Annotated in this window: 12 protein-coding genes; 11 read left to right on the forward strand and 1 reads right to left on the reverse strand. The window is 63.2% G+C overall.

Annotated elements, in window-relative coordinates; translation table 11 throughout:
* The first annotated feature begins 110 nt into the window (after positions 1–110).
* Positions 111–878, forward strand: coding sequence for a VOC family protein (locus LAC81_RS15975; protein ID WP_223725588.1), 768 nt, complete (start codon positions 111–113; stop codon positions 876–878).
* Positions 879–1,177: 299 nt separating this feature from the next.
* Positions 1,178–2,995: a GGDEF domain-containing protein gene (locus tag LAC81_RS15980; protein WP_223725589.1), complete on the forward strand. Its 1,818-nt coding sequence runs from the start codon at positions 1,178–1,180 to the stop codon at positions 2,993–2,995.
* On the opposite strand, the gene LAC81_RS15985 is transcribed toward LAC81_RS15980, so the two are convergent.
* The gene (locus LAC81_RS15985; protein WP_223725590.1) at positions 2,967–3,878 is read right to left on the reverse strand and encodes a LysR family transcriptional regulator; all 912 of its coding nucleotides are present in this window, start codon (positions 3,876–3,878) and stop codon (positions 2,967–2,969) included. The two genes, LAC81_RS15980 and LAC81_RS15985, sit on opposite strands and share 29 nt — an antisense overlap.
* 135 nt (positions 3,879–4,013) lie before the next feature.
* Between LAC81_RS15985 and LAC81_RS15990 the strand changes: the two genes are divergently transcribed.
* The 9 genes from LAC81_RS15990 (at position 4,014) to glgA (ending at position 20,982) form a co-directional block, all read left to right on the forward strand.
* Complete coding sequence (locus LAC81_RS15990; protein ID WP_223725591.1) at positions 4,014–5,048, forward strand: aldo/keto reductase; 1,035 nt, start codon at positions 4,014–4,016, stop codon at positions 5,046–5,048.
* 161 nt (positions 5,049–5,209) lie between these two features.
* A complete protein-coding gene (locus LAC81_RS15995; protein ID WP_223725592.1) occupies positions 5,210–8,536 on the forward strand; it encodes a DUF2126 domain-containing protein in 3,327 nt (1,108 codons plus the stop codon).
* On the forward strand, positions 8,537–10,945 hold the full coding sequence (locus LAC81_RS16000; RefSeq protein WP_223725593.1) for a circularly permuted type 2 ATP-grasp protein: 2,409 nt from the start codon (positions 8,537–8,539) through the stop codon (positions 10,943–10,945).
* A 10-nt stretch (positions 10,946–10,955) separates the two neighbouring features.
* Complete coding sequence (locus tag LAC81_RS16005) at positions 10,956–11,834, forward strand: transglutaminase family protein (RefSeq protein WP_223725594.1); 879 nt, start codon at positions 10,956–10,958, stop codon at positions 11,832–11,834.
* Between the two features lie 178 nt (positions 11,835–12,012).
* On the forward strand, positions 12,013–13,254 hold the full coding sequence (locus tag LAC81_RS16010; protein WP_223725595.1) for a TadE/TadG family type IV pilus assembly protein: 1,242 nt from the start codon (positions 12,013–12,015) through the stop codon (positions 13,252–13,254).
* A 222-nt stretch (positions 13,255–13,476) separates the two neighbouring features.
* Complete coding sequence (locus LAC81_RS16015; protein WP_223727840.1) at positions 13,477–15,939, forward strand: glycogen/starch/alpha-glucan phosphorylase; 2,463 nt, start codon at positions 13,477–13,479, stop codon at positions 15,937–15,939.
* Entirely contained in the window at positions 15,936–18,146 is a 2,211-nt protein-coding gene (gene glgB / locus LAC81_RS16020; protein ID WP_223725596.1) for a 1,4-alpha-glucan branching protein GlgB, read from the forward strand. The genes LAC81_RS16015 and glgB overlap by 4 nt, the downstream gene beginning before the upstream one ends.
* A gap of 120 nt (positions 18,147–18,266) precedes the next feature.
* The gene (gene glgC, locus LAC81_RS16025; protein ID WP_077959708.1) at positions 18,267–19,529 is read left to right on the forward strand and encodes a glucose-1-phosphate adenylyltransferase; all 1,263 of its coding nucleotides are present in this window, start codon (positions 18,267–18,269) and stop codon (positions 19,527–19,529) included.
* Between the two features lie 10 nt (positions 19,530–19,539).
* A complete protein-coding gene (gene glgA / locus LAC81_RS16030) occupies positions 19,540–20,982 on the forward strand; it encodes a glycogen synthase GlgA (RefSeq protein WP_223725597.1) in 1,443 nt (480 codons plus the stop codon).
* Positions 20,983–20,987 lie beyond the last annotated feature (5 nt).

Genomic DNA, 20,987 nt, shown 5'->3' on the forward strand with positions numbered 1-20,987 from the left:
TCTGCGTTCGATTTTCGGCTGCAGTCCGCCTGCTCGATCCGAAAAGGGCTTATTCGAACATGCAACCAAGCGGCGCGACAGGCGCTGCCCAAGCAAACTGGAGGAAGGCAATGGCAGATCACGGAAAATTCGTTTGGTATGAACTGATGACGACGGACATGGCCGCGGCCGAGACGTTCTACAAGGACGTGGTCGGCTGGGATGCCCGCGATTCCGGTATGCCCGGCATCAGCTATACGCTGTTCAACGTAGGCGAGATCCCGGTTGCCGGACTGATGACGATGCCGGAAGGCGCACTCGAAATGAAAGTGCCGCCTGCATGGCTCGGATATGTGGGTGTCGATGATGTCGATGCGACCGCCGCCAAGATTGCTGCCAAGGGCGGCAAGGTTCACCGGGCGCCGGACGATATCCCCGGCATCGGGCGTTTTGCCGTCGTGACCGACCCGCACGGCGCCGTGTTTGCGATCTTCAAGGGAACGGGCGATCCGCCGCCGGTCACCGATCCGATGGCACCCGGTCTCGTCGGTTGGCATGAGCTTGCGTCCGGCGACCTTAACACCGCCTTCCCATTCTACTCCGAGCTCTTCGGCTGGACGAAGGACCACGGCATGGACATGGGCGACATGGGCATCTACCAGATCTTTGCCCATGGCGGCGCCCCGATCGGCGGAATGATGACCAAGCCGAAGGAAGTACCCGCACCTTACTGGCTCTACTACATCAACGTGCCCGCACTCGACGCGTCGATCGAGCGCATCAAGGCCGGCGGTGGCAAGGTCGTGCTCGAGCCGATGGAAGTGCCCGGCGGCGCCTGGATCGTTCAGGCGCTCGACCCGCAAGGCGCCCTTTTTGCTTTGGTCGCACCGAAACGCTGAAGCGCGCGCCATCGACGCTCGCATGAGACGGGGCCTGCCTCCCATCCGGAGGCGGGCCTTTTTTCGATCCGCGGGGCGCAATGCGTTGACGGAGCACATGCCTCTGCTCTGCACCACGCGCATCCCTCGGTTGCAGCATGGCCCCTAGTATTTCAGGGTATTTCAAGCTTATTTAACACCTTATACGATAACAGGGGCAACGAGCACACTGATTTCGAATGGGTTTCTTGTCACCCGACAAGAATTGTCGCGACAGCCAAAGCGATGAGCGGCGACATGAGTGGAGCAACTTCGCGTACATGAAGAACAATGGTGGCAGCTATACGCCCCCGAAAACGGGCGTTGCAGAAGCGCGCACGGCGAAGGCGCTGCGTCGCAAGCTCCAATGGCTCCTCGCCATCGTCGTTGCCTGTACCGGCGTACTCGCCACCGAAATCATTGCCGCATCCTATAGCGACTTCGTCATCGCCCGCCGCAACCTGACCGAGGTCATGGCCTTCTGCCGGGTGCTCGACGCCGCAAATTACCTCTCGGCCGAACGTGGCCCGTCCAATGGCGTGCTCGGCATCGGCGTGGCCCCCGGGTCACCGGTCCAGGCCCGCCTTGCCGAGTTCCGTGCCCGCAGCGACGCAGCACTCGCCAGGCTCACCGAGGACATCGACAATGCCAGCCGCTCGGAGCCGGCCGGTGCCCTCTCACCCATTCTCGTCGAAGTTCGCCGCCGCCTGATGCTGGCCCGCACCGAAATCGACCGCATCGCCGCGCTTCCGCCCGAACAGCGGGACCTGACGGAAATCCAGGCGACGATCGAGGCGATGTTCGGCGTCATCGACGCACTTCGCCCGGCGATCGACTGGAACATTCAACGCTTGACCAACACCGACCCGAACCTCGCCGGCATCGCGCTTGCCGCACAGATGCTCAGCAATCTGCGCGAGGACGGCGGCCGCCTCGGCTCGCAGGTCATGGCTCCGGTTGCCGTCGGCCAGCCGCTTGCGGCAAAGAACATCGCCGACAGCGAGCGCACCCGCGGCAGGCTGCAGGAGATCTGGTCCATTGTCGGCAAGCCCGGCGCCCTTCCCGGCCTGAAACCGGCCAACATCGCGGATCTCGCCAGGATCGACCACGATTTCTTCGGCGATGGATTTGCGATCATCGACGGCATCGTTGCCATCGGCAAGAAATCGGGCGCCTACCCGATGACTGCCGAGCAGCTGACCGACCGCTTCGTCCCGAAGATGAAGCCACTCGAGGATCTGCGCCGCGCCTTCATGGATGCAACCGTCGAGCGACTTGCGGCAAACAAGACACGGGCCTCGGTCAAGCTGGCCGTGGCCAGCCTCGCGACCTTTGCCCTGTTCCTGGTGCTGCTGGTCCTGATGCGCCGCGCCCGTTCGCTCGTCTTCGAGCCGTTGCTGATCGCCCGCCACAGCATCATCGAGCTCGCCAATGACAGGCCGATCGCCCGCCTTCAGGGCAAGGGCGGCGAAGGCGAGATGGGGCGCCTGTTCGATGCGATCGACGTGCTGCGCAAGCGCCTCGACGAACGCATGCTGCTGATGCAGCACCTCGAACGCCAGGCGGAAACCGATGAACTGACCGGCCTGCTCAACCGCCGCGCCCTCGAACTCATCGGCGGAGCGCAAGACACGGCCGACAGCAACCAGGATGCCTGTCTGATCCTGATGGACATCGACCACTTCAAGCAGATCAACGACACCCACGGCCACCTCGTCGGCGACATCGTGCTCAAGGAAACGGCCCGCATCATCCGCAATTCCGTGCGCAACACCGATCTGGTCGCCCGTTTCGGTGGCGAGGAGTTCGCGATCATCACTCCCGGCGACAGCATCGAGTCGGCCCTTGCGCTGGCGGAACGGATAAGGGCCAATCTTGCGCGCGAGCCGATCGTCGTTGCGGACGGGCAGGAACTGAACGTCACCGCCAGCTTCGGCGTGGCGGAGGGCCGCACGGCAGATGGCGGCTGGAAACACCTGATCGAGAGCGCCGACATGGAGCTCTATCGCGCCAAGTCCGAAGGTCGCAACCGCGTCTGCGGCCAGCCGGCCGAGGCAAGCCTTTCCCACTTCACGACGACGAAATCCGCGCGCGCCTAGCCAGAAAATCGAGCACGACCCGCACGCGCGACGGCAAGGCTCCGCCTTGGCCGAGAAACACGGCGTGGAATGTTTCGGCGTCACCGGGATTGAGATGCTCGACCAGCGGCAGCAGCCGGCCGGCGCGGATATCCTCCCTGACTGTGAAGGTCGGAAGCCGGACGAGGCCGACGCCGGCAAGGGCAAGTTGGCGCAGGCCCTCGCCATCGCTGACCCGCACCCGTTCGGTCGGCGGCAGGGCGATCTGTTCCGCATTCGAAAGCAACGGCCAACCATCGATCGCCCGCGCGTAGCTATGGCTCAGCCGGTTGTGCGCCTCGATATCCTCGATGGTCTGGGGCACTCCGAAGCGATCGAGATAGGCTGGAGCCCCGACGATCGTCATCGACGTGGTGCCGAGTTTGCGTGCGATCAGGCTCGATGTCTTGAGCGGACCGGCGCGCACGGCAATATCGACCCGCTCCGCCATCAGATCGACGACGGCGTCCGTCTGCAGGATGTCGAGGGAGACCGAGGGAAATTCCGCCAGGAATTCCGGCAGCACCGGCATCAGTGCATGCGTCGCGTAGGAGGCGCTGACATTGAGCCGCACGCGGCCCTCCGGCGTTTCCCCGGCCCCCGCGGAGCGTTCCGCCTCGTCGATATCGGCGAGGATGCGCACGACCCGTTCGTAGAAGGCGCAGCCTTCCGCCGTCAGTTGCAGCCGCCGCGTCGACCGGTTGACGAGCCGGACGCCCAATCTCTCCTCCAACCGCTGGACGAGCTTGCTGACGGCCGAGGGCGTCATGCAGCAGACCTTCGCTGCAGCCGAAAAGCCGCCAAGCTCCACCACCTTGGCAAAAACTGCCATCTCCCCCGAACGATTGATCGTCAAGCGCGACATGTGACTTCAACTCACAAATGATGTTCCTTCATCCGGTCTACATCCCAAATGCTGCCAACACCACCTTCCTCCTTGAGGCGAGCCGCTGACAACCGGGGTCGCTCAACAGGCAGAGCCAACGAGGAGTTTGAAGACATGGAATACAGACGGCTTGGATCATCGGGACTGAAGGTGCCGGCCTTGAGCTTCGGTGCGGGAACCTTCGGCGGCAAGGGCCCGCTCTTCAGTGCCTGGGGCAACAGCGACGCAGCGGAAGCGCGGCGACTGATCGACATTTCGCTCGAAGCCGGCGTCAACCTCTTCGATACAGCCGACGTCTATTCCGACGGCGCCTCCGAAAGCGTGCTCGGTGCGGCCATCAAGGGACGGCGCGATGCCGTGCTCGTCTCCACGAAGATGGCATTGCCGATGGGCGACGGGCCGAATGACGCCGGCACGTCTCGCACACGTCTCGTCAAGGGCGTCGACGATGCCTTGAAGCGGCTCGGCACCGACTATATCGATCTCCTGCAACTGCACGCCTTCGACGCCGGAACACCGGTGGAGGAAACACTCTCGACGCTCGACGATCTCGTCACCGCCGGCAAGCTCCGCTACGTCGGGGCCTCCAACTTCGCTGGCTGGCAGTTGATGAAATCTCTGGCCGTCTCGGAGAAGCACGGCCTCGTGCGCCATGTCGCCCACCAGGTCTACTATTCGCTGGTCGGCCGTGACTACGAGTGGGAGCTGATGCCGCTCGCAGCGGACCAGGGTGTCGGAGCGCTTGTCTGGAGCCCGCTCGGCTGGGGCCGCCTCACCGGCAAGATCCGTCGCGGCAAGCCGTGGCCGGAGGGCAGCCGCCTGCACGACACGGCCGCCTTCGGCCCGCCGGTTGACGACGAGAAGCTCTACGATGTCGTCGACGTGCTCGACCAGCTGACCGAGGAAACCGGCAAGACGATCCCGCAGATCGCCATCAACTGGCTCTTGCAGCGCCCAACCGTCTCGAGCGTCATCATCGGCGCCCGCAACGAGGAGCAGCTTCGCCAGAACCTCGGTGCCGTCGGCTGGTCGCTGTCGCCGGAACAGATCGCCCGCCTCGACGCGGCGAGCAACACGACGCCGGCCTATCCCTACTTCCCCTACTATCGGCAGGAAGGTTTTGCACGGATCAATCCGCCGCTCGTCTGACCGTCAGGCAAGCGCTTTCGCACGCCCCACACCGGCGTGCGAAAGCATTGCGGCGCCTCGATTTTCCCGACGCGCTTTCGCGCTTGCATTCTCGATTTGCATTGCACAAACTTCGTGGCGATGGGGGCACCAGACCTCCCACGAAGGGGATCAAATCCGGCATGTCGATCAAGGCCAGTATCTATCACCTGACCCACTATACCTATGACCGTCCCGTAAGACTGTCGCCGCAGATCATCCGGCTGAAGCCGGCGGCCCACTCCAAGACCAAAGTCATCAGCCACTCGCTGAAGGTTTCGCCCGCCAACCATTTCGTCAATTTGCAGCAGGATCCCTACGGCAACTACCTTGCCCGCTTCGTCTTTCCCGATCCGGTCAGCGAGTTGAAGATCGAGGTCGACCTCGTCGCCGACATGACAGTCTACAATCCCTTCGACTTCTTCGTTGAAGAGGAAGCCGAACACTGGCCCTTCCCCTACCCCGAAGACCTCGGAGACGACCTCAAGATCTACATGACGCCGGAACCGGTCGGCCCGGCACTAAGCGCCTTCATGGCGACCGTCGACCGCTCGCGGCAACGCACCATCGACATGGTCGTCGGCCTCAACGCGCGCCTGCAAAACGAGATCGGCTATGTGATCCGCATGGAGCCGGGTGTACAGACGCCGGAGAACACACTGACGTCGGCCCGGGGTTCCTGTCGCGATTCGAGCTGGCTGCTGGTACAGATCCTGCGCAATCTCGGTTTCGCCGCCCGTTTCGTTTCCGGCTATCTCATTCAGCTCACGCCCGACCTCAAGGCGCTCGACGGCCCGTCGGGCACCGACCACGACTTTACCGACCTGCACGCCTGGGCCGAGGTTTACTTGCCGGGTGCCGGCTGGGTCGGGCTCGATCCGACCTCGGGCCTGTTGACCGGCGAAAGCCATATTCCGCTGGCCGCCACACCGCATTTTCGCAACGCCGCACCGATCTCCGGCGGCTTCTTCGGCGACCCCGATACCCGCACCGATTTCGCCTTCGACATGAAGGTGACGCGTGTCGCCGAACATCCGCGCATCACCAAGCCGTTCTCCGACGAGAGCTGGGAGGCGCTGAATGCACTCGGTGAAGAGGTCGACCGGGTTCTCCAGGAAAACGACATCCGCCTGACGATGGGCGGCGAGCCGACCTTCGTTTCGATCGACGACTTCGAGTCCGAGGAGTGGAACACTGAAGCGGTCGGCCCGACCAAGCGCGAGAAGGCGGACACATTGATCCGCCGTCTGCGCGAGCGCTTCGCGCCCGGCGGCTTCCTGCACTATGGCCAGGGCAAATGGTACCCCGGCGAAAGCCTGCCGCGCTGGACGTTCTCGCTCTACTGGCGCAAGGACGGTGTGCCGATCTGGCGCCGCCCCGATCTCATCGCCGAGGAGACCGGCCACCATGACGTCACCGAGAAGCACGCCGAACGTCTGTTGCATCTGATGGCAGGCGAATTGAGCGTGCCGACCGAGATGGTCCAACCGGCCTTCGAAGACCCCGCCGACTGGCTGCTGAAGGAGGCAAACCTCCCTGAGAACGTCGATCCCTCCAATTCCAAGCTGAAGGACCCCGAAGAGCGCAGCCGCATGGCTCGCGTCTTCGAACGCGGCCTGACGACGCCGACCGGCTACGTGCTGCCTGTGCAAGCCTGGAATGCGCGTGCCACCGGTGTGCGGTGGATGAGCGAGAAATGGCAGACGCGCCGCGGTCGCATCTTCCTCGTTCCCGGCGACAGCCCCGTCGGTTACCGCCTGCCGCTCGGCGCCCTGCCCTATGTCGCGCCCTCCGCCTATCCCTATATCCATCCGGTCGATCCGACCGTTCCCCGGGACGATCTGCCTGACTTCGCCGAAAGCAGCGCCCGCCCGCAGCATTCCCGCTTTCAGGCCGCCGAAGTACCGGAGACCCCGCAGGCGCAGCCACGCGACGAAATAGCCGGGCTGGTGCGCACCGCCATCAGCGTCGAGCCGCGCGACGGCAGGCTCTGCGTCTTCATGCCGCCAATGGCCAGCATCGAGGAGTATCTCGATCTGATCGCATCCGCGGAACGCGCCGCAGCCGCGATTGGACTGCCCGTGCACATCGAGGGCTACACGCCGCCGCAGGATGAGCGCATCAATGTCATCCGCGTCGCGCCGGACCCCGGCGTGATCGAGGTCAACATCCATCCGGCTGCCAGCTGGCAGGATTGCGTCGACATCACCACCGCGGTTTACGAGGAGGCGCGGCAGAGCCGGCTTGGCGCCGACAAGTTCATGATCGATGGACGTCACACCGGCACCGGCGGCGGCAACCATGTGGTCGTCGGCGGTGCCAATCCCAACGACAGCCCGTTCCTGCGCCGCCCGGATCTTCTGAAAAGCATGGTGCTGCACTGGCAGCGGCACCCGTCGCTTTCCTATCTGTTCTCGGGTCTCTTCATCGGTCCGACATCGCAGGCGCCGCGCATCGACGAGGCCCGACACGACCAGCTTTACGAGCTCGAAATCGCGCTCGCCCAGGTGCCGATGCCGGGATCGGCGACGCCGCCCCCCTTGCCCTGGCTGATCGACCGGTTGTTCCGCAACCTGCTCGTCGACGTCACCGGCAACACCCACCGGGCCGAGATCTGCATCGACAAGCTGTTCTCACCGGATGGTCCCACAGGCCGTCTCGGCCTCGTCGAGTTCCGTGGCTTCGAGATGCCACCCAACGCCCGCATGTCGCTCGCACAGCAATTGCTGGTGCGGGCGCTCATCGCCCGCTTCTGGAAACACCCTGTTGATGGCCGCTTCGTACGCTGGGGCACGACGCTGCACGACCGCTTCATGCTGCCGCACCACGTCTGGCAGGATTTTCTCGAAGTGCTCGCCGACCTCAGGGCCCATGGCTTCGACTTGAAGCCCGAATGGTTCGAAGCCCAACTCGAGTTCCGCTTCCCCTTCTGCGGCGAGGTCGAGTACCACGACGCCAAGCTCGAAATCCGCCAGGCGCTCGAACCCTGGCATGTGATGGGCGAGCAGGGTGCGATCGGCGGCACCGTGCGCTATGTCGACAGCTCGGTCGAGCGCCTCCAGGTGAAGCTCGATACGGCCAACCCCGAGCGCTACACGCTCGCCTGCAACGGTCGGCCGGTACCGTTGACGCGCACCGGCTCCAACGGCTCGGCCGTTGCCGGCGTCCGCTACAAGGCCTGGCAGCCGGCCTCGGGATTGCATCCGGTGCTATCGGTCAACACTCCCCTTACATTCGATATCTATGATACATGGTCGAATCGGGCGATTGGCGGATGTGTCTACCATGTCGCCCATCCGGGTGGGCGCAGCTACGACACGTTTCCGGTCAACGGCAACGAGGCCGAAGCGCGGCGACTGGCGCGGTTCGAGCCCTGGGGCCACACGCCCGGAGGTTACCCGCTTCGCCCGGAAAGTCCGTCGATGGAATTCCCGATGACGCTTGATCTCAGGCGTCCGCCAGGAGCGTAAATGGCGAAGAAGCAGACAGCTGCCGCGAACCATCCGGGCACCGAGGACGATCCGGTCTTCGGTTACCGCGCCCTTCCTGACATCGCCGACGAGATGCTCGACCGGGAAGGCAATGTCCGCCCTGTCTGGCAGCGTCTGCTCGCGACCCTCGGGCGGCTCGACGAAACGGAACTCGCCAATCGTTTTGCCCGTGCCGACCGCTATCTGCGCGACGCCGGTGTGTTCTATCGTGTCTACGGGGCCAAGGAGGCCTCTGACCGAAGCTGGCCGCTATCGCATATCCCGGTCCTCATCGACGAGAAGGAATGGGCGGCGGTTTCGCAAGGGCTCGTCCAGCGCGCCGAGCTTCTGGAGAAGGTGGTCGCCGATATCTACGGCGAGAACCGGCTGGTGCGCGAAGGCCTGCTGCCGCCGGCGCTGGTCGCCTCCAATCCCGAGTTCCTGCGGCCGCTCGTCGGCGTGAAGCCGGCCGATGGTCACTTTCTGCATTTCGTTTCCTTCGAGATCGGCCGCGGTCCCGACGGCAACTGGTGGGTGCTTTCGGACCGCACCGAAGCGCCCTCCGGCGCCGGCTTCGCCCTGGAGAACCGGGTCGCGACCACACGGGCCTTCTCCAATCTTTATGCGGAAACCCATGTCCATCGATTGGCGGGTTTCTTCGGAGAATTCCGCGACGCGCTTCAGAGCCGCAAGCTGCATCCGGATGATCGCATCGCCGTGCTTTCGCCCGGCATCGCCAACGAGACCTATTTCGAGCACGCCTACATCGCCCGCTACCTGGGTTTCATGCTGCTCGAGGGTGAGGATCTGACGGTCGTCGGCGGCCGGGTGATGGTGCGAACCGTCGCCGGCCTCAAGCCCATCGGCGTCCTCTGGCGCCGCCTCGACGCCGCTTTTGCCGACCCGCTCGAACTCAACCAGTCTTCGCATATCGGCACCCCCGGCATCGTCGAGGCGCTTCGCGCCGGGTCGGTCTCGATCGTCAACGCCCTCGGGACCGGCATCGTCGAAACACGCGCCTTTCTCGCCTTCTTGCCCGCGATCTGCCGCCACCTGCTCGGCGAGGAGCAGAAGCTGCCCTCGATCGCCACCTGGTGGTGCGGGCAGCCGGCGGAGCGTGAGCAGGTCGCTGCCAACCTCGATCGCATGGTCATCGGTCCGGCCTATGCCACACGCCCCTTCTTCGACGACAACGGCCAATCTGTGCTGGGCGCGACGCTCGACGAGGAAGCGCGTGCATCGATCGCCGATTGGCTTGGCGCCGAAGGCGGCAAGCTCGTCGGCCAGGAGGTCGTCACGCTCTCGACAACACCTGCCTGGGTTCGCGGCCGACTCATGCCGCGCCCGATGAGCCTGCGTGTCTTTGCAGCGCGTAGCCGTGACGGCTGGCAGATCATGCCCGGCGGTTTTGCCCGTATCGGCTCCGGCGACGACGTCGCCGCGATTGCAATGCAGGCGGGTGGTACCGCCGCCGATGTCTGGATCGTCAGCGAAAGGCCGGTCGAACGCACCACGCTGCTTCCGGCCGAAGAGAGTTTCACCCGCAACATGCCGGGAAGCCTGCCGAGCCGGGCGGCCGACAATCTCTTCTGGCTCGGCCGCTACATCGAACGTGCCGAGGGGGCACTGCGCATCCTGCGCGCCTGGCACGGCCGCTTCGCCGAAACCGCCGATCCGGATCTGCCGCTCCTGAGGGACGTCAGCGACTATCTCGCTGCCCTCGACATCGACACCCGCCAGCCGGTGCCCGACAGCCTGCTTGCCAACATTTCCAGTGCCCTTTTCAGCGCCGGAAACATCCGCGACCGGTTTTCGCCGGACGGCTGGCTGGCGCTGAACGATCTGTCACAGACGGCGCGCAAGTTCCATGCGACGGTGCAGGTCGGCGACGACGCGACACGGGCGATGACCGTGCTCTTGCGCAAGCTCGCAGGTTTTGCCGGTCTCGTGCACGAAAACATGTATCGCTTCACCGGCTGGCGTTTTCTTTCGACCGGCCGCTATCTCGAGCGCGGCCTGCATATGACGCGGCTGCTGGGGCACATGTCAGGCCCGGATGCGCCCGACGGCGCTTACGACATGCTGCTTGAGATCGGCGACAGCGTGATGACTCACCGCAGGCGCTACAATGTCAGCACCGCCGCATTGACCGTAACCGACCTGCTGGCACTCGACCCGCTCAACCCGCGCTCGGTTCTCTACCAGTTGAACGAGATCAAGACTGAGGTCGAACTGTTGCCGAACGCTTTCGTCAATGGGCAGATGTCACCCTTCTACCGCGAGGCAATGCGCCTGCATTCGGGCCTGGCCGTGATGACGCCGGAAGCCATGAACCTCGGCGTCTACAATCGGTTGGAGCAGGACCTCGAAAGCCTGTCCAACTTGCTCGCGCGAACCTATCTCGGCTAGGGCGCAACCATTGCTTTACGATATCAGCCTGAAGATCACCTATGACTACGAAGTACCGGTCTCCGGCGGTCGTCACCTCGTGCGGGTGATGCCTGCGACGCTTCCCGGTCGACAGCGGCTCATCGTCGGGTCGCTGAGCTGCCAGCCAACGCCGGCCGAGCGCGCGGAAAGCATCGACTTCTTCGCCAATCCTTTCACGTCCATCCTGTTCCGCTCTTCCCATGCTGATCTGACGATCCGCATGCAGGCGCGGGTCCAAGTGGAACCGCAGCCGCTGACCGCCGACTTTTCTCCAGGCCTCGATGGTCTGCCGGCCGAACTCTCCGCCTGCTGGTCCGTCGACGCCGAAGCGCCGCACCATTTCACGGGGCCGAGCCCGCTCCTGCCGGAAGTTCCGGACATCGCGGCCTACGCGCAATCAATCGTCACCGACACCATGACGGTCCGACAGATCGCCACTGCTCTGTGCGAGCGCATCCACCGCGATTTCACCTATGACGGCGAGGCAACGACGGTGAACACGACACCGGGCGAGGCGTTCAAGCTGAAACGCGGCGTCTGCCAGGATTTCGCCCATGTGATGATCGTTGCGCTGAGAAGTCTCGGCATCCCCGCCGGCTATGTGAGCGGCTTCCTGCGGACAATCCCTCCGCCCGGCAAGGAACGCCTCGAAGGTGCTGACGCCATGCATGCCTGGGTGCGGATCTGGTGCGGCACCACGGGCGGCTGGCTCGAGCTCGACCCGACCAACAACATTACTGCAGGAACCGACCATATCGTCGTCGGTCATGGCCGTGATTACGGCGACGTCGCCCCCGTCATCGGGGTCCTGAAGAGCTACGGCAGCCAGACGACGAAACAGGCCGTCGACGTCATTCCGGTGCCCTGATCCGATTTGACACAGCCCCATTCCCGATTCCGGACAGGGTATGTGCAGCGGAACCCGCTGTAAGCACTGGTTTTCCTGTATTCCGTTAAAATTGCAGCGATTGCGGGAACGATATCGTAAGCCATCGACGCTATTGATGCCCTCAAGCTTGCAACGTGTTCCTTTGGGGTGTGCAAAGATGGGAAGACGATACACGGTAGGCCGGACCTTCGTAGCGATGCTCAAGGACCGGGGTGGCAATTTTGGCATGATGGCTGCACTCGCAACGCCATTGATATTGGCGGCCGGCGGCGTCGCCATTGATATGGCCGGCATGATGACGGCGAAGAACCAGATGCAGGACGCAGCGGATGCCGCAGCGCTTGCGGCGGCCTCTTCGCTGGTTTCAAAGGATCCGCCAACGATTGCCAAGGCAAAGGAGATAGCCGCGGCCTTCCTCAAGACCCAGACGGGCGGCTCCGCCGTCGACAGCCCCGGCGCGAACGATCAAAGCGGTACGAGCTCTGCGGCCAAGACCGGTTTGCCGGAAGCCTCGACGGCCAGCCAGCCGACCATCGACATTATTGAAAGCAGCAATGGCCCGACCGGCAAGGCCTACAATGTCACGGTCCTGAACAAGCAGACGTTCCAGTTCAACGCGCTGACACGCCTGCTCGGGAAGTCATCGATCGACATCGAAACCCGCGCAACGGCCGAAAGCGCGACGGAAAGCAAGAATGCTCTTTCGATGTACCTGGTTCTCGATCGATCCGGCTCCATGGCCTGGAAGACCAATACAAAGGACACGACAAAGACGTCGTGCCCCAACTACACCGAATCGAACTGGAGCAAGTATCCGAACCTGAAGGCAACCAGCCCCTGCTACGTGACGAAGGTCGACGCGCTGAAAACCGCCGTCAGCGATCTGCTCAAGCAATTGAAGACCGCCGATCCCAATACTCTGTATGTCCGTACGGCAGCCGTTTCCTACAACTCGGCGCAGGACACCGCAGGGAATCTCGACTGGGGCACAGCCGGTACTTCGACCTATGTGAACGCCCTTGTCGCAACAGGCGGCACCGCATCGGGTAACGCCTTCAAGACGGCCTACAGCCGCGTGACCGCGACCACCGAGGACGCAGCCCACAAGGCCAAGAACGGCCAGGTTCCCACCAAGTACATCGTCTTCATGACCGATGGCGACAACAACAACACGAGCGACGACACGACGACCCTGGCGTGGTGCGACACCGCTCGAAAGAACAACGTTCAGGTCTACACCGTCGCCTTCATGGCGCCGGACCGCGGCAAGTCCTTGCTCAAGGCCTGCGCGACGACCGAAGCGAACTACTTCCAGGCGGAAGAAGCCTCCGATCTGATCGCAGCCTTCAAGGCGATCGGCGAAAAAGCCTCGGCCATGGCGACGCGCCTGACGAAGTAAGGCGTCAACCTGCACCCTTCAAGCCGCCCGGTTCTGCCGGGCGGCTTTTGCGTTTAGGGATTACGAGGTCCCTCCCGCCAGCGACTTCCAACAGCTTGAGACAGTTCTAATCCATTTAAAAACATCTGTTGCAAGCGCTTCGGATCGATGCATAAATTGCCTCATCCCCGGTCGGTTCCGGCCTGCGACCTCCCAACGCAAAAGGGTAAAGACAGTTTCATGATGAACAGGCTCTCCACCAACGAAGTGCCGCAGCCCGCCCCAAGGTCGTCCGAACCCGGCCAGCTTGCCGTCGAAATCCTCGAACGCCTGAAGTACCGCATCGGCAAGGATCCCAAGGTCGCCAAGCCCCACGACTGGCTGACCGCAGCGATCCTGGTCGCGCGTGATCGCATCACCGACAAGTGGATGGATTCGACCCGCAAGACCTACTCGACGGGAGCCAAGCGCGTTTACTATCTATCGCTCGAATTCCTCATCGGTCGCCTAATGCGCGACGCCATGACGAATATCGGCCTGATGGACGAAATGCGCGATGCACTCGCTTCTCTCGGCGTCGACATCGACGTCGTTGCCGAACTCGAGCCGGATGCGGCGCTCGGCAATGGCGGCCTCGGTCGTCTCGCCGCCTGCTTCATGGAATCGATGGCGACCGTCGACGTGCCGGCCTATGGCTACGGCATTCGCTACATGCACGGCCTCTTCCGCCAGCAGATGGCCGACGGCTGGCAGGTGGAACTGCCGGAAACCTGGCTTGCCCACGGCAACCCCTGGGAGTTCGAGCGGCGGGAAAGCTCCTACGAAATCGGCTTCGGCGGTGTCGTCGAGACGGCAAATGTCGACGAGGAAATCCAGCGTTTCGTCTGGAAGCCGGCCGAACGCGTCATTGCCACCGCCTTCGATACACCCGCTGTCGGTTGGCGGGCAAAGCGGGTCAACACGCTGCGGCTTTGGACGGCGCAGCCGATCGACCCGATCCTGCTTGCCGCCTTCAATGCCGGCGATCACATCGGCGCCCTTCGCGAAAGCAACAAGGCCGAAAGCCTGACGCGCGTTCTCTATCCGGCCGACGCGACGCCTGCCGGTCAGGAACTGCGTCTGCGCCAGGAGTACTTCTTCTCGTCCGCCTCGCTGCAGGACATCCTGCGCCGGCATCTGCAGCAATATCCGGACTTCTCCTCGCTGCCCGACGCGGTGGCCATCCAGTTGAACGACACGCACCCGGCCGTCTCCGTTGCCGAACTGGTGCGGCTCTTGACCGACGTACACGGCCTCGATTTCGAGCAGGCCTGGGACATCACCCGGCGGACGATCTCCTATACCAACCACACGCTTCTGCCCGAGGCGCTGGAAAGCTGGCCCGTACCGCTCATCGAGCGCCTGCTGCCGCGCCACATGCAGATCGTCTACGCGATCAACGCCAAAATTCTTATCGAGGCGCGCCGGCAGAAGGGCGCGACGGACGACGAGATCCGCAACATCTCGCTGATCGACGAAAGCGGCGAACGCCGCGTGCGCATGGGCAACCTTGCCTTCGTCGGCTCGCATTCGATCAACGGCGTTTCGGCACTGCATACGGAACTGATGAAGGAAACGGTCTTTGCAGACCTTCACCGGCTCTATCCCGATCGCATCAACAACAAGACCAACGGCATCACTCCGCGGCGCTGGCTGATGCAGTGCAACCCCGGTCTCTTCGGGCTGATCCGTGACGCGATCGGCGACGAGTTCATGGACAACACCGAGGCGTTGCAAGCGCTCGACACCTTCGCCGACAAGCCGGATTTCCAGGAGCATTTCGCTGCCGTCAAGCGCGCCAACAAGGTGCGCCTCGCCCAACTCGTGCAGAGCCGGCTCGGCATCAGGCTCGATCCGTCGGCGATGTTCGACATCCAGATCAAGCGCATTCACGAATACAAGCGCCAGCTTCTGAACATCATCGAGGCGGTCGCGCTCTACGACCAGATCCGCTCGCACCCGGAGCTCGACTGGGTGCCGCGCGTCAAGCTCTTCGCCGGCAAGGCGGCGCCGAGCTATCACAATGCCAAGCTGATCATCAAGCTTGCCAACGACGTCGCCCGCGTCGTCAACAACGACCCGGCGGTGCGCGGGCTGCTGAAGATCGTCTTCGTCCCGAACTACAACGTCTCGCTCGCCGAGATCATGGTTCCGGCCGCCGACCTTTCCGAGCAGATCTCGACGGCGGGCATGGAAGCGTCCGGCACCGGCAACATGAAGTTCGCGCTCAACGGCGCGCTGACGATCGGCACGCTTGACGGCGCCAATGTCGAAATGCGCGACTGGATTGGCGAGGAAAACATCAAGATTTTCGGCATGACCGCCGAAGAGGTGACGAGGGCACGCGCCGAAGGCCACAATCCGCGCGCGATCATCGAAGGCTCGCGCGAGCTGTCGCAGGCGCTGCAGGCAATTGCCTCGGGCGTCTTTTCGCCCGATGACCGCAACCGCTTCTCCGGCCTCGTCGATGGGCTCTACAATCACGACTGGTTCATGGTGGCCGCTGACTTCGAGGCTTACGCCAAAACGCAGCGGGAAATCGACCAGCTCTGGACCAAGCCTTCCGACTGGTATTCGCAGGCGATCCGCAACACCGCACGGATGGGCTGGTTCTCGTCCGATCGCACCATCCGGCAATATGCCGGGGAAATCTGGAGAGCTGGATGACGCCTTCGGCCGGCAAGGACCCGGAACCCGCAGCTTCAGGTCTGCTGTCAGCGCCGGACATCGCGGCCATCCTCTCGGGCACGCACGAGAACCCCTTCGCGGTCCTTGGCGTGCATCCAGCCGGTAAGACCATCCGCGCCCGATGCTTCGTTCCCGATGCTGAGACGGTGACGGCGGAGACGCTCGCCGGCAAGGAACTCGGCGCGCTCGAACGCCGCGACGATGCCGGCTTCTTCGAAGGTGCGGTGTCGCTGAAGAAGCCCCAGCCGGTGCGCTACCGCGCCCGCAACCAGGGCGGCGAATGGATTGTCATCGATCCTTACAGCTTCGGTCCGGTCCTCGGCCCGATGGACGACTACTACATCCGCGAAGGTTCGCACCTGCGGCTGTTCGACAAGATGGGCGCGCATCCGATCCATCACGATGGCGCCGAGGGCTATCACTTCGCCGTCTGGGCGCCCAATGCCAAGCGCGTTTCGGTTGTCGGCCAGTTCAATGACTGGGACGGCCGCCGGCACGTCATGCGGCTGCGCGCCGACACCGGCATCTGGGAAATCTTCATCCCCGGGGTCGAAGGTGGCCTCGCCTACAAATACGAGATCCTCGACCGCAATGGCGCCTTGCTGCCGCTGAAGGCGGACCCGTTTGCCCGACGCTCCGAACTGCGCCCCAATACCGCCTCCGTGACGACCCCGGAGATCGCGCAAACCTGGGAGGACGAAGCGCATCGCAAGCATTGGGCGACGGTCGACGCACGGCGCCAGCCGATTTCCATCTACGAGGTCCATGCCGGTTCCTGGCAGCGCCGCGACAACGGCGAGATGCTTTCCTGGGACGAACTCGCCGACCGGCTGATCCCCTACTGCGTCGACATGGGCTTCACCCATATCGAGTTCCTGCCGATCTCGGAGTTTCCCTTCGACCCGTCCTGGGGCTACCAGACGACCGGCCTCTATGCACCGACCGCCCGCTTCGGCGAGCCCGAGGGCTTTGCCCGTTTCGTCAACGGCTGCCACAAGGTCGGCATCGGCGTCATTCTCGATTGGGTGCCGGCCCATTTCCCGACCGACGAACATGGGCTTCGCTGGTTCGACGGCACCGCACTTTACGAACACGAAGACCCGCGCCAGGGCTTTCATCCCGACTGGAACACGGCGATCTACAATTTCGGCCGCCAGGAAGTGCTGTCATTCCTCGTCAACAACGCGCTCTACTGGGCCGAGAAATTCCACGTCGACGGCCTGCGCGTCGACGCGGTCGCCTCGATGCTCTACCTCGACTATTCGCGCAAGCACGGCGAGTGGGTGCCGAACGAATATGGCGGCAACGAAAATCTGGAGGCCGTCCGCTTCCTCCAGACGATGAACACGGAAATCTACGGGGTGCACAAGGGCATCCTGACGATCGCCGAGGAATCGACCTCCTGGCCGAAAGTCTCGCATCCGGTTCATGCCGGGGGTCTAGGCTTCGGCTTCAAGTGGAACATGGGCTTCATGCACGATACGCTGCAGTATCTGTCGCGCGAGCCGATCCATCGCAAGCACCACCACAACGACCTGACATTCGGCCTGCTCTATGCCTTCAGCGAAAACTTCGTACTGCCGCTGTCCCATGACGAGGTCGTGCACGGCAAAGGATCGCTGATCGCCAAGATGGCCGGCGACGACTGGCAGAAGTTCGCAAATCTCCGAGCCTATTACGCCTTCATGTGGGGTTATCCCGGCAAGAAGCTCTTGTTCATGGGCCAGGAGTTCGCACAGTGGCGCGAGTGGTCCGAGGACCGCGCGCTCGACTGGAACCTGCTCGAGTACCACCTGCACGAGGGCATGCGGCGACTGGTGCGTGACCTCAACGGCACCTACCGCGCCAAGCCCGCTTTGCATGCGCGCGATTGCGAGGGAGACGGTTTCGAGTGGCTGCTGGCCGACGACCGCGACAATTCGGTGTTCGCCTGGCTGCGCAAGGCGCCCGGCGAAAAGCTCGTCGCCGTCATCACCAATTTCACACCGGTCTACCGGGAGAGCTACTCCATTCCGCTGCCGGTCAAGGGTCGCTGGAAGGAGATCCTCAACACCGACGCGGAGATCTACGGAGGAAGCGGCAAGGGCAACGGCGGTGCCGTTTATGCCGAAAAGAGCGCCACGGGAGCGACAATGGCCAACATCACGCTGCCGCCTCTGGCGACACTGATGCTGGAGCAGGAATAGACTTCATCCGCTCTGCCGGACAAATCCGGAAGGTGGAATGGGACAGTAAAATTCGAGGGCCGCAAGGCGTCGCCGAAAGCCGCCGTGACGACCCCGCAAGTCAATGATTGGGGAGGACAAATGGTGGAAAAGCGTACGCAACCTCTGGCACGTGATGCCATGGCCTATGTTCTCGCTGGCGGTCGCGGCAGTCGCCTGAAGGAGCTGACCGACCGACGGGCGAAGCCGGCAGTCTATTTCGGCGGCAAGGCCCGTATCATCGACTTCGCGCTTTCGAATGCGCTGAATTCCGGTATCCGCCGTATCGGCGTCGCCACCCAGTACAAGGCGCATTCGCTGATCCGCCACCTGCAGCGTGGCTGGAACTTCTTCCGCCCCGAGCGAAACGAAAGCTTCGATATTCTCCCGGCCAGCCAGCGCGTTTCCGAAACGCAATGGTACGAAGGCACCGCCGACGCGGTCTACCAGAACATCGACATCATCGAGGACCATGGCGTCGAGTACATGGTGATCCTTGCCGGCGATCATATCTACAAGATGGACTACGAATTGATGCTGCAGCAGCACGTCGATTCCGGTGCCGACGTCACCATCGGCTGCCTCGAAGTGCCGCGCATGGAAGCGACCGGCTTCGGCGTCATGCATGTCGACGAGAAGGATCGCATCATCGCCTTCGTCGAAAAGCCCGCCGATCCGCCCGGCATTCCCGGCAATCCGGAGATGGCGCTGGCATCCATGGGCATCTACGTCTTCCACACGAAGTTCCTGATGGATCTTCTGCGCCGCGACGCCGCCGATCCGAAATCGAGCCGCGACTTCGGCAAGGACATCATTCCCTATATCGTCGACAACGGAAAAGCGGTTGCCCATCGCTTCGCGCAGTCCTGCGTCCGCTCCGATTTCGAGCGCGAGGCCTATTGGCGCGACGTCGGCACGATCGATGCCTACTGGCAGGCCAATATCGACCTGACCCATGTGACGCCGGAACTCGACATCTATGACAGCACCTGGCCGATCTGGACTTTCGCTGAGATCAAGCCGCCGGCCAAATTCGTGCATGACGACGAAAACCGCCGCGGCTCGGCGACCTCGTCGCTCATCTCCGGTGACTGCATCATCTCAGGCGCTGCACTCAATCGCAGCCTGTTATTCACAGGCGTCCGCGTTAATTCATATTCCCGTCTGGAGAATGCCGTAGTTCTTCCCGATGTGAAGATCGGTCGCCATGCGACGCTGCGCAACGTGGTCATCGACAGTCGTGTCGTGATCCCGGAGGGCCTCGTCGTCGGCGACGATCCGGAGCTTGATGCCAAGCGTTTCCGGCGCTCGGAAAACGGTGTCTGCCTGATCACGCAAACGATGATCGACAAGCTGGGGATGTAGGCTGCCTTCCATGAAAGTCCTGTCCGTTGCGTCCGAAGTGTATCCGCTGGTCAAGACCGGGGGGCTCGCCGATGTCGTCGGCGCGCTTCCCGCGGCGCTTGTGCCACACGGCGTCGAGACCCGTACTCTGGTGCCCGGCTATCCCGCCGTGCTGCAGAAGCTGAAAAAGAAAAAGAAAGTCGGCGCCTTCGAGAATCTGTTCGGCGATCGGGCAACGGTTCTTTCGGCTGAAATCGACGGGGTTGACCTCCTGGTTCTCGACCAGCCGGCGCTCTACCAGCGCGATGGCGGCCCCTATGTCGATGCGACCGGCCGCGACTATGTCGACAACTTCCGCCGCTTCGCGGCCCTGTCGCTCGCAGCCGCCGAGATCGCCGCGGGCGATGTCGTTTCCGGCTGGAAGCCGGATATCGTGCACGCCCATGACTGGCAGACGGCACTGACGCCGGTCTACATGCATTTCAGCCCCGCCGCCGCCACGCCGACGGTCATGACGATCCACAACATCGCCTTCCAGGGCCAGTTCGGCGCTTCGGTCTTCCCCGAACTCGCCCTTCCCCCGGAAGCCTTCTCGATGCAGTTCGTCGAGTACTACGGCGATGTCGGGTTCCTGAAGGGCGGCCTGCAGATCGCAAGCGCCGTCACAACTGTCAGCCCGTCCTATGCCCAGGAGATCCTGACACCCGAGTTCGGCATGGGCCTCGAAGGCCTGTTGAAGAGCCGCGTCTCCGATCTCAGTGGCATCGTCAACGGCATCGACGCCGACATCTGGAATCCGCAGACGGATCCCCATATTGCCCAGAATTTCGGCGCCGCGACCTTGAAACAGCGCGCCGGCAACCGGCGAGCGCTGGAGGAGCGCTTCGGCCTGGAAAAGGGCAGCGGCCCGATCTTCTGCGTCGTCAGCCGGCTCACCTGGCAAAAGGGCATGGATCTCGTCGCGGAAGTAGCGGATGAAATTGTTGCCATGGGCGGCAAGCTCATCGTGCTCGGCTCCGGCGATGCGGCCCTCGAAGGCGCGCTTCTGGCGGCGGCCTCGCGCCACCGCGGCCATATCGGCGTGGTCACCGGCTACAACGAGCCTCTGTCCCACCTCATGCAGGCAGGATCGGACGCGATCCTCATTCCGTCACGCTTCGAACCCTGCGGGCTCACTCAACTCTATGGCCTGCGCTACGGCTGCGTGCCGGTCGTCGCGCGCACCGGCGGGCTTGCCGATACGATCATCGACGCCAACGAGGCCGGGCTTGCAGCCAAGGTCGCCACCGGGTTCCAGTTTACTCCGATCACGGCCGACGGGTTGCGGCTTGCGATCAGGCGCGTAATGCGCGCATACAACGAACCCAAGGTCTGGGCACGAATTCAGACCCAGGGCATGAAATCGGACGTTTCCTGGGCCACAAGTGCCGAGCGTTACGTCTCTCTTTATTCCGGTCTTCTCGGGAAAGGTTAAGTCAG

This window comes from Ensifer adhaerens (genome assembly GCF_020035535.1).
In the GTDB taxonomy this organism is placed as follows: Bacteria; Pseudomonadota; Alphaproteobacteria; order Rhizobiales; family Rhizobiaceae; genus Ensifer.

Bases quoted from the DNA above. Each gene is read 5' to 3' on its own strand.
- LAC81_RS15975 (WP_223725588.1), top strand. From the start codon at position 111: ATGGCAGATCACGGAAAATTCGTTTGGTATGAACTGATGACGACGGAC.
- LAC81_RS15980 (WP_223725589.1), top strand. From the start codon at position 1,178: ATGAAGAACAATGGTGGCAGCTATACGCCCCCGAAAACGGGCGTTGCA.
- LAC81_RS15985 (WP_223725590.1), bottom strand. From the start codon at position 3,878: ATGTCGCGCTTGACGATCAATCGTTCGGGGGAGATGGCAGTTTTTGCC.
- LAC81_RS15990 (WP_223725591.1), top strand. From the start codon at position 4,014: ATGGAATACAGACGGCTTGGATCATCGGGACTGAAGGTGCCGGCCTTG.
- LAC81_RS15995 (WP_223725592.1), top strand. From the start codon at position 5,210: ATGTCGATCAAGGCCAGTATCTATCACCTGACCCACTATACCTATGAC.
- LAC81_RS16000 (WP_223725593.1), top strand. From the start codon at position 8,537: ATGGCGAAGAAGCAGACAGCTGCCGCGAACCATCCGGGCACCGAGGAC.
- LAC81_RS16010 (WP_223725595.1), top strand. From the start codon at position 12,013: ATGGGAAGACGATACACGGTAGGCCGGACCTTCGTAGCGATGCTCAAG.
- LAC81_RS16015 (WP_223727840.1), top strand. From the start codon at position 13,477: ATGAACAGGCTCTCCACCAACGAAGTGCCGCAGCCCGCCCCAAGGTCG.
- glgB (WP_223725596.1), top strand. From the start codon at position 15,936: ATGACGCCTTCGGCCGGCAAGGACCCGGAACCCGCAGCTTCAGGTCTG.
- glgC (WP_077959708.1), top strand. From the start codon at position 18,267: ATGGTGGAAAAGCGTACGCAACCTCTGGCACGTGATGCCATGGCCTAT.
- glgA (WP_223725597.1), top strand. From the start codon at position 19,540: ATGAAAGTCCTGTCCGTTGCGTCCGAAGTGTATCCGCTGGTCAAGACC.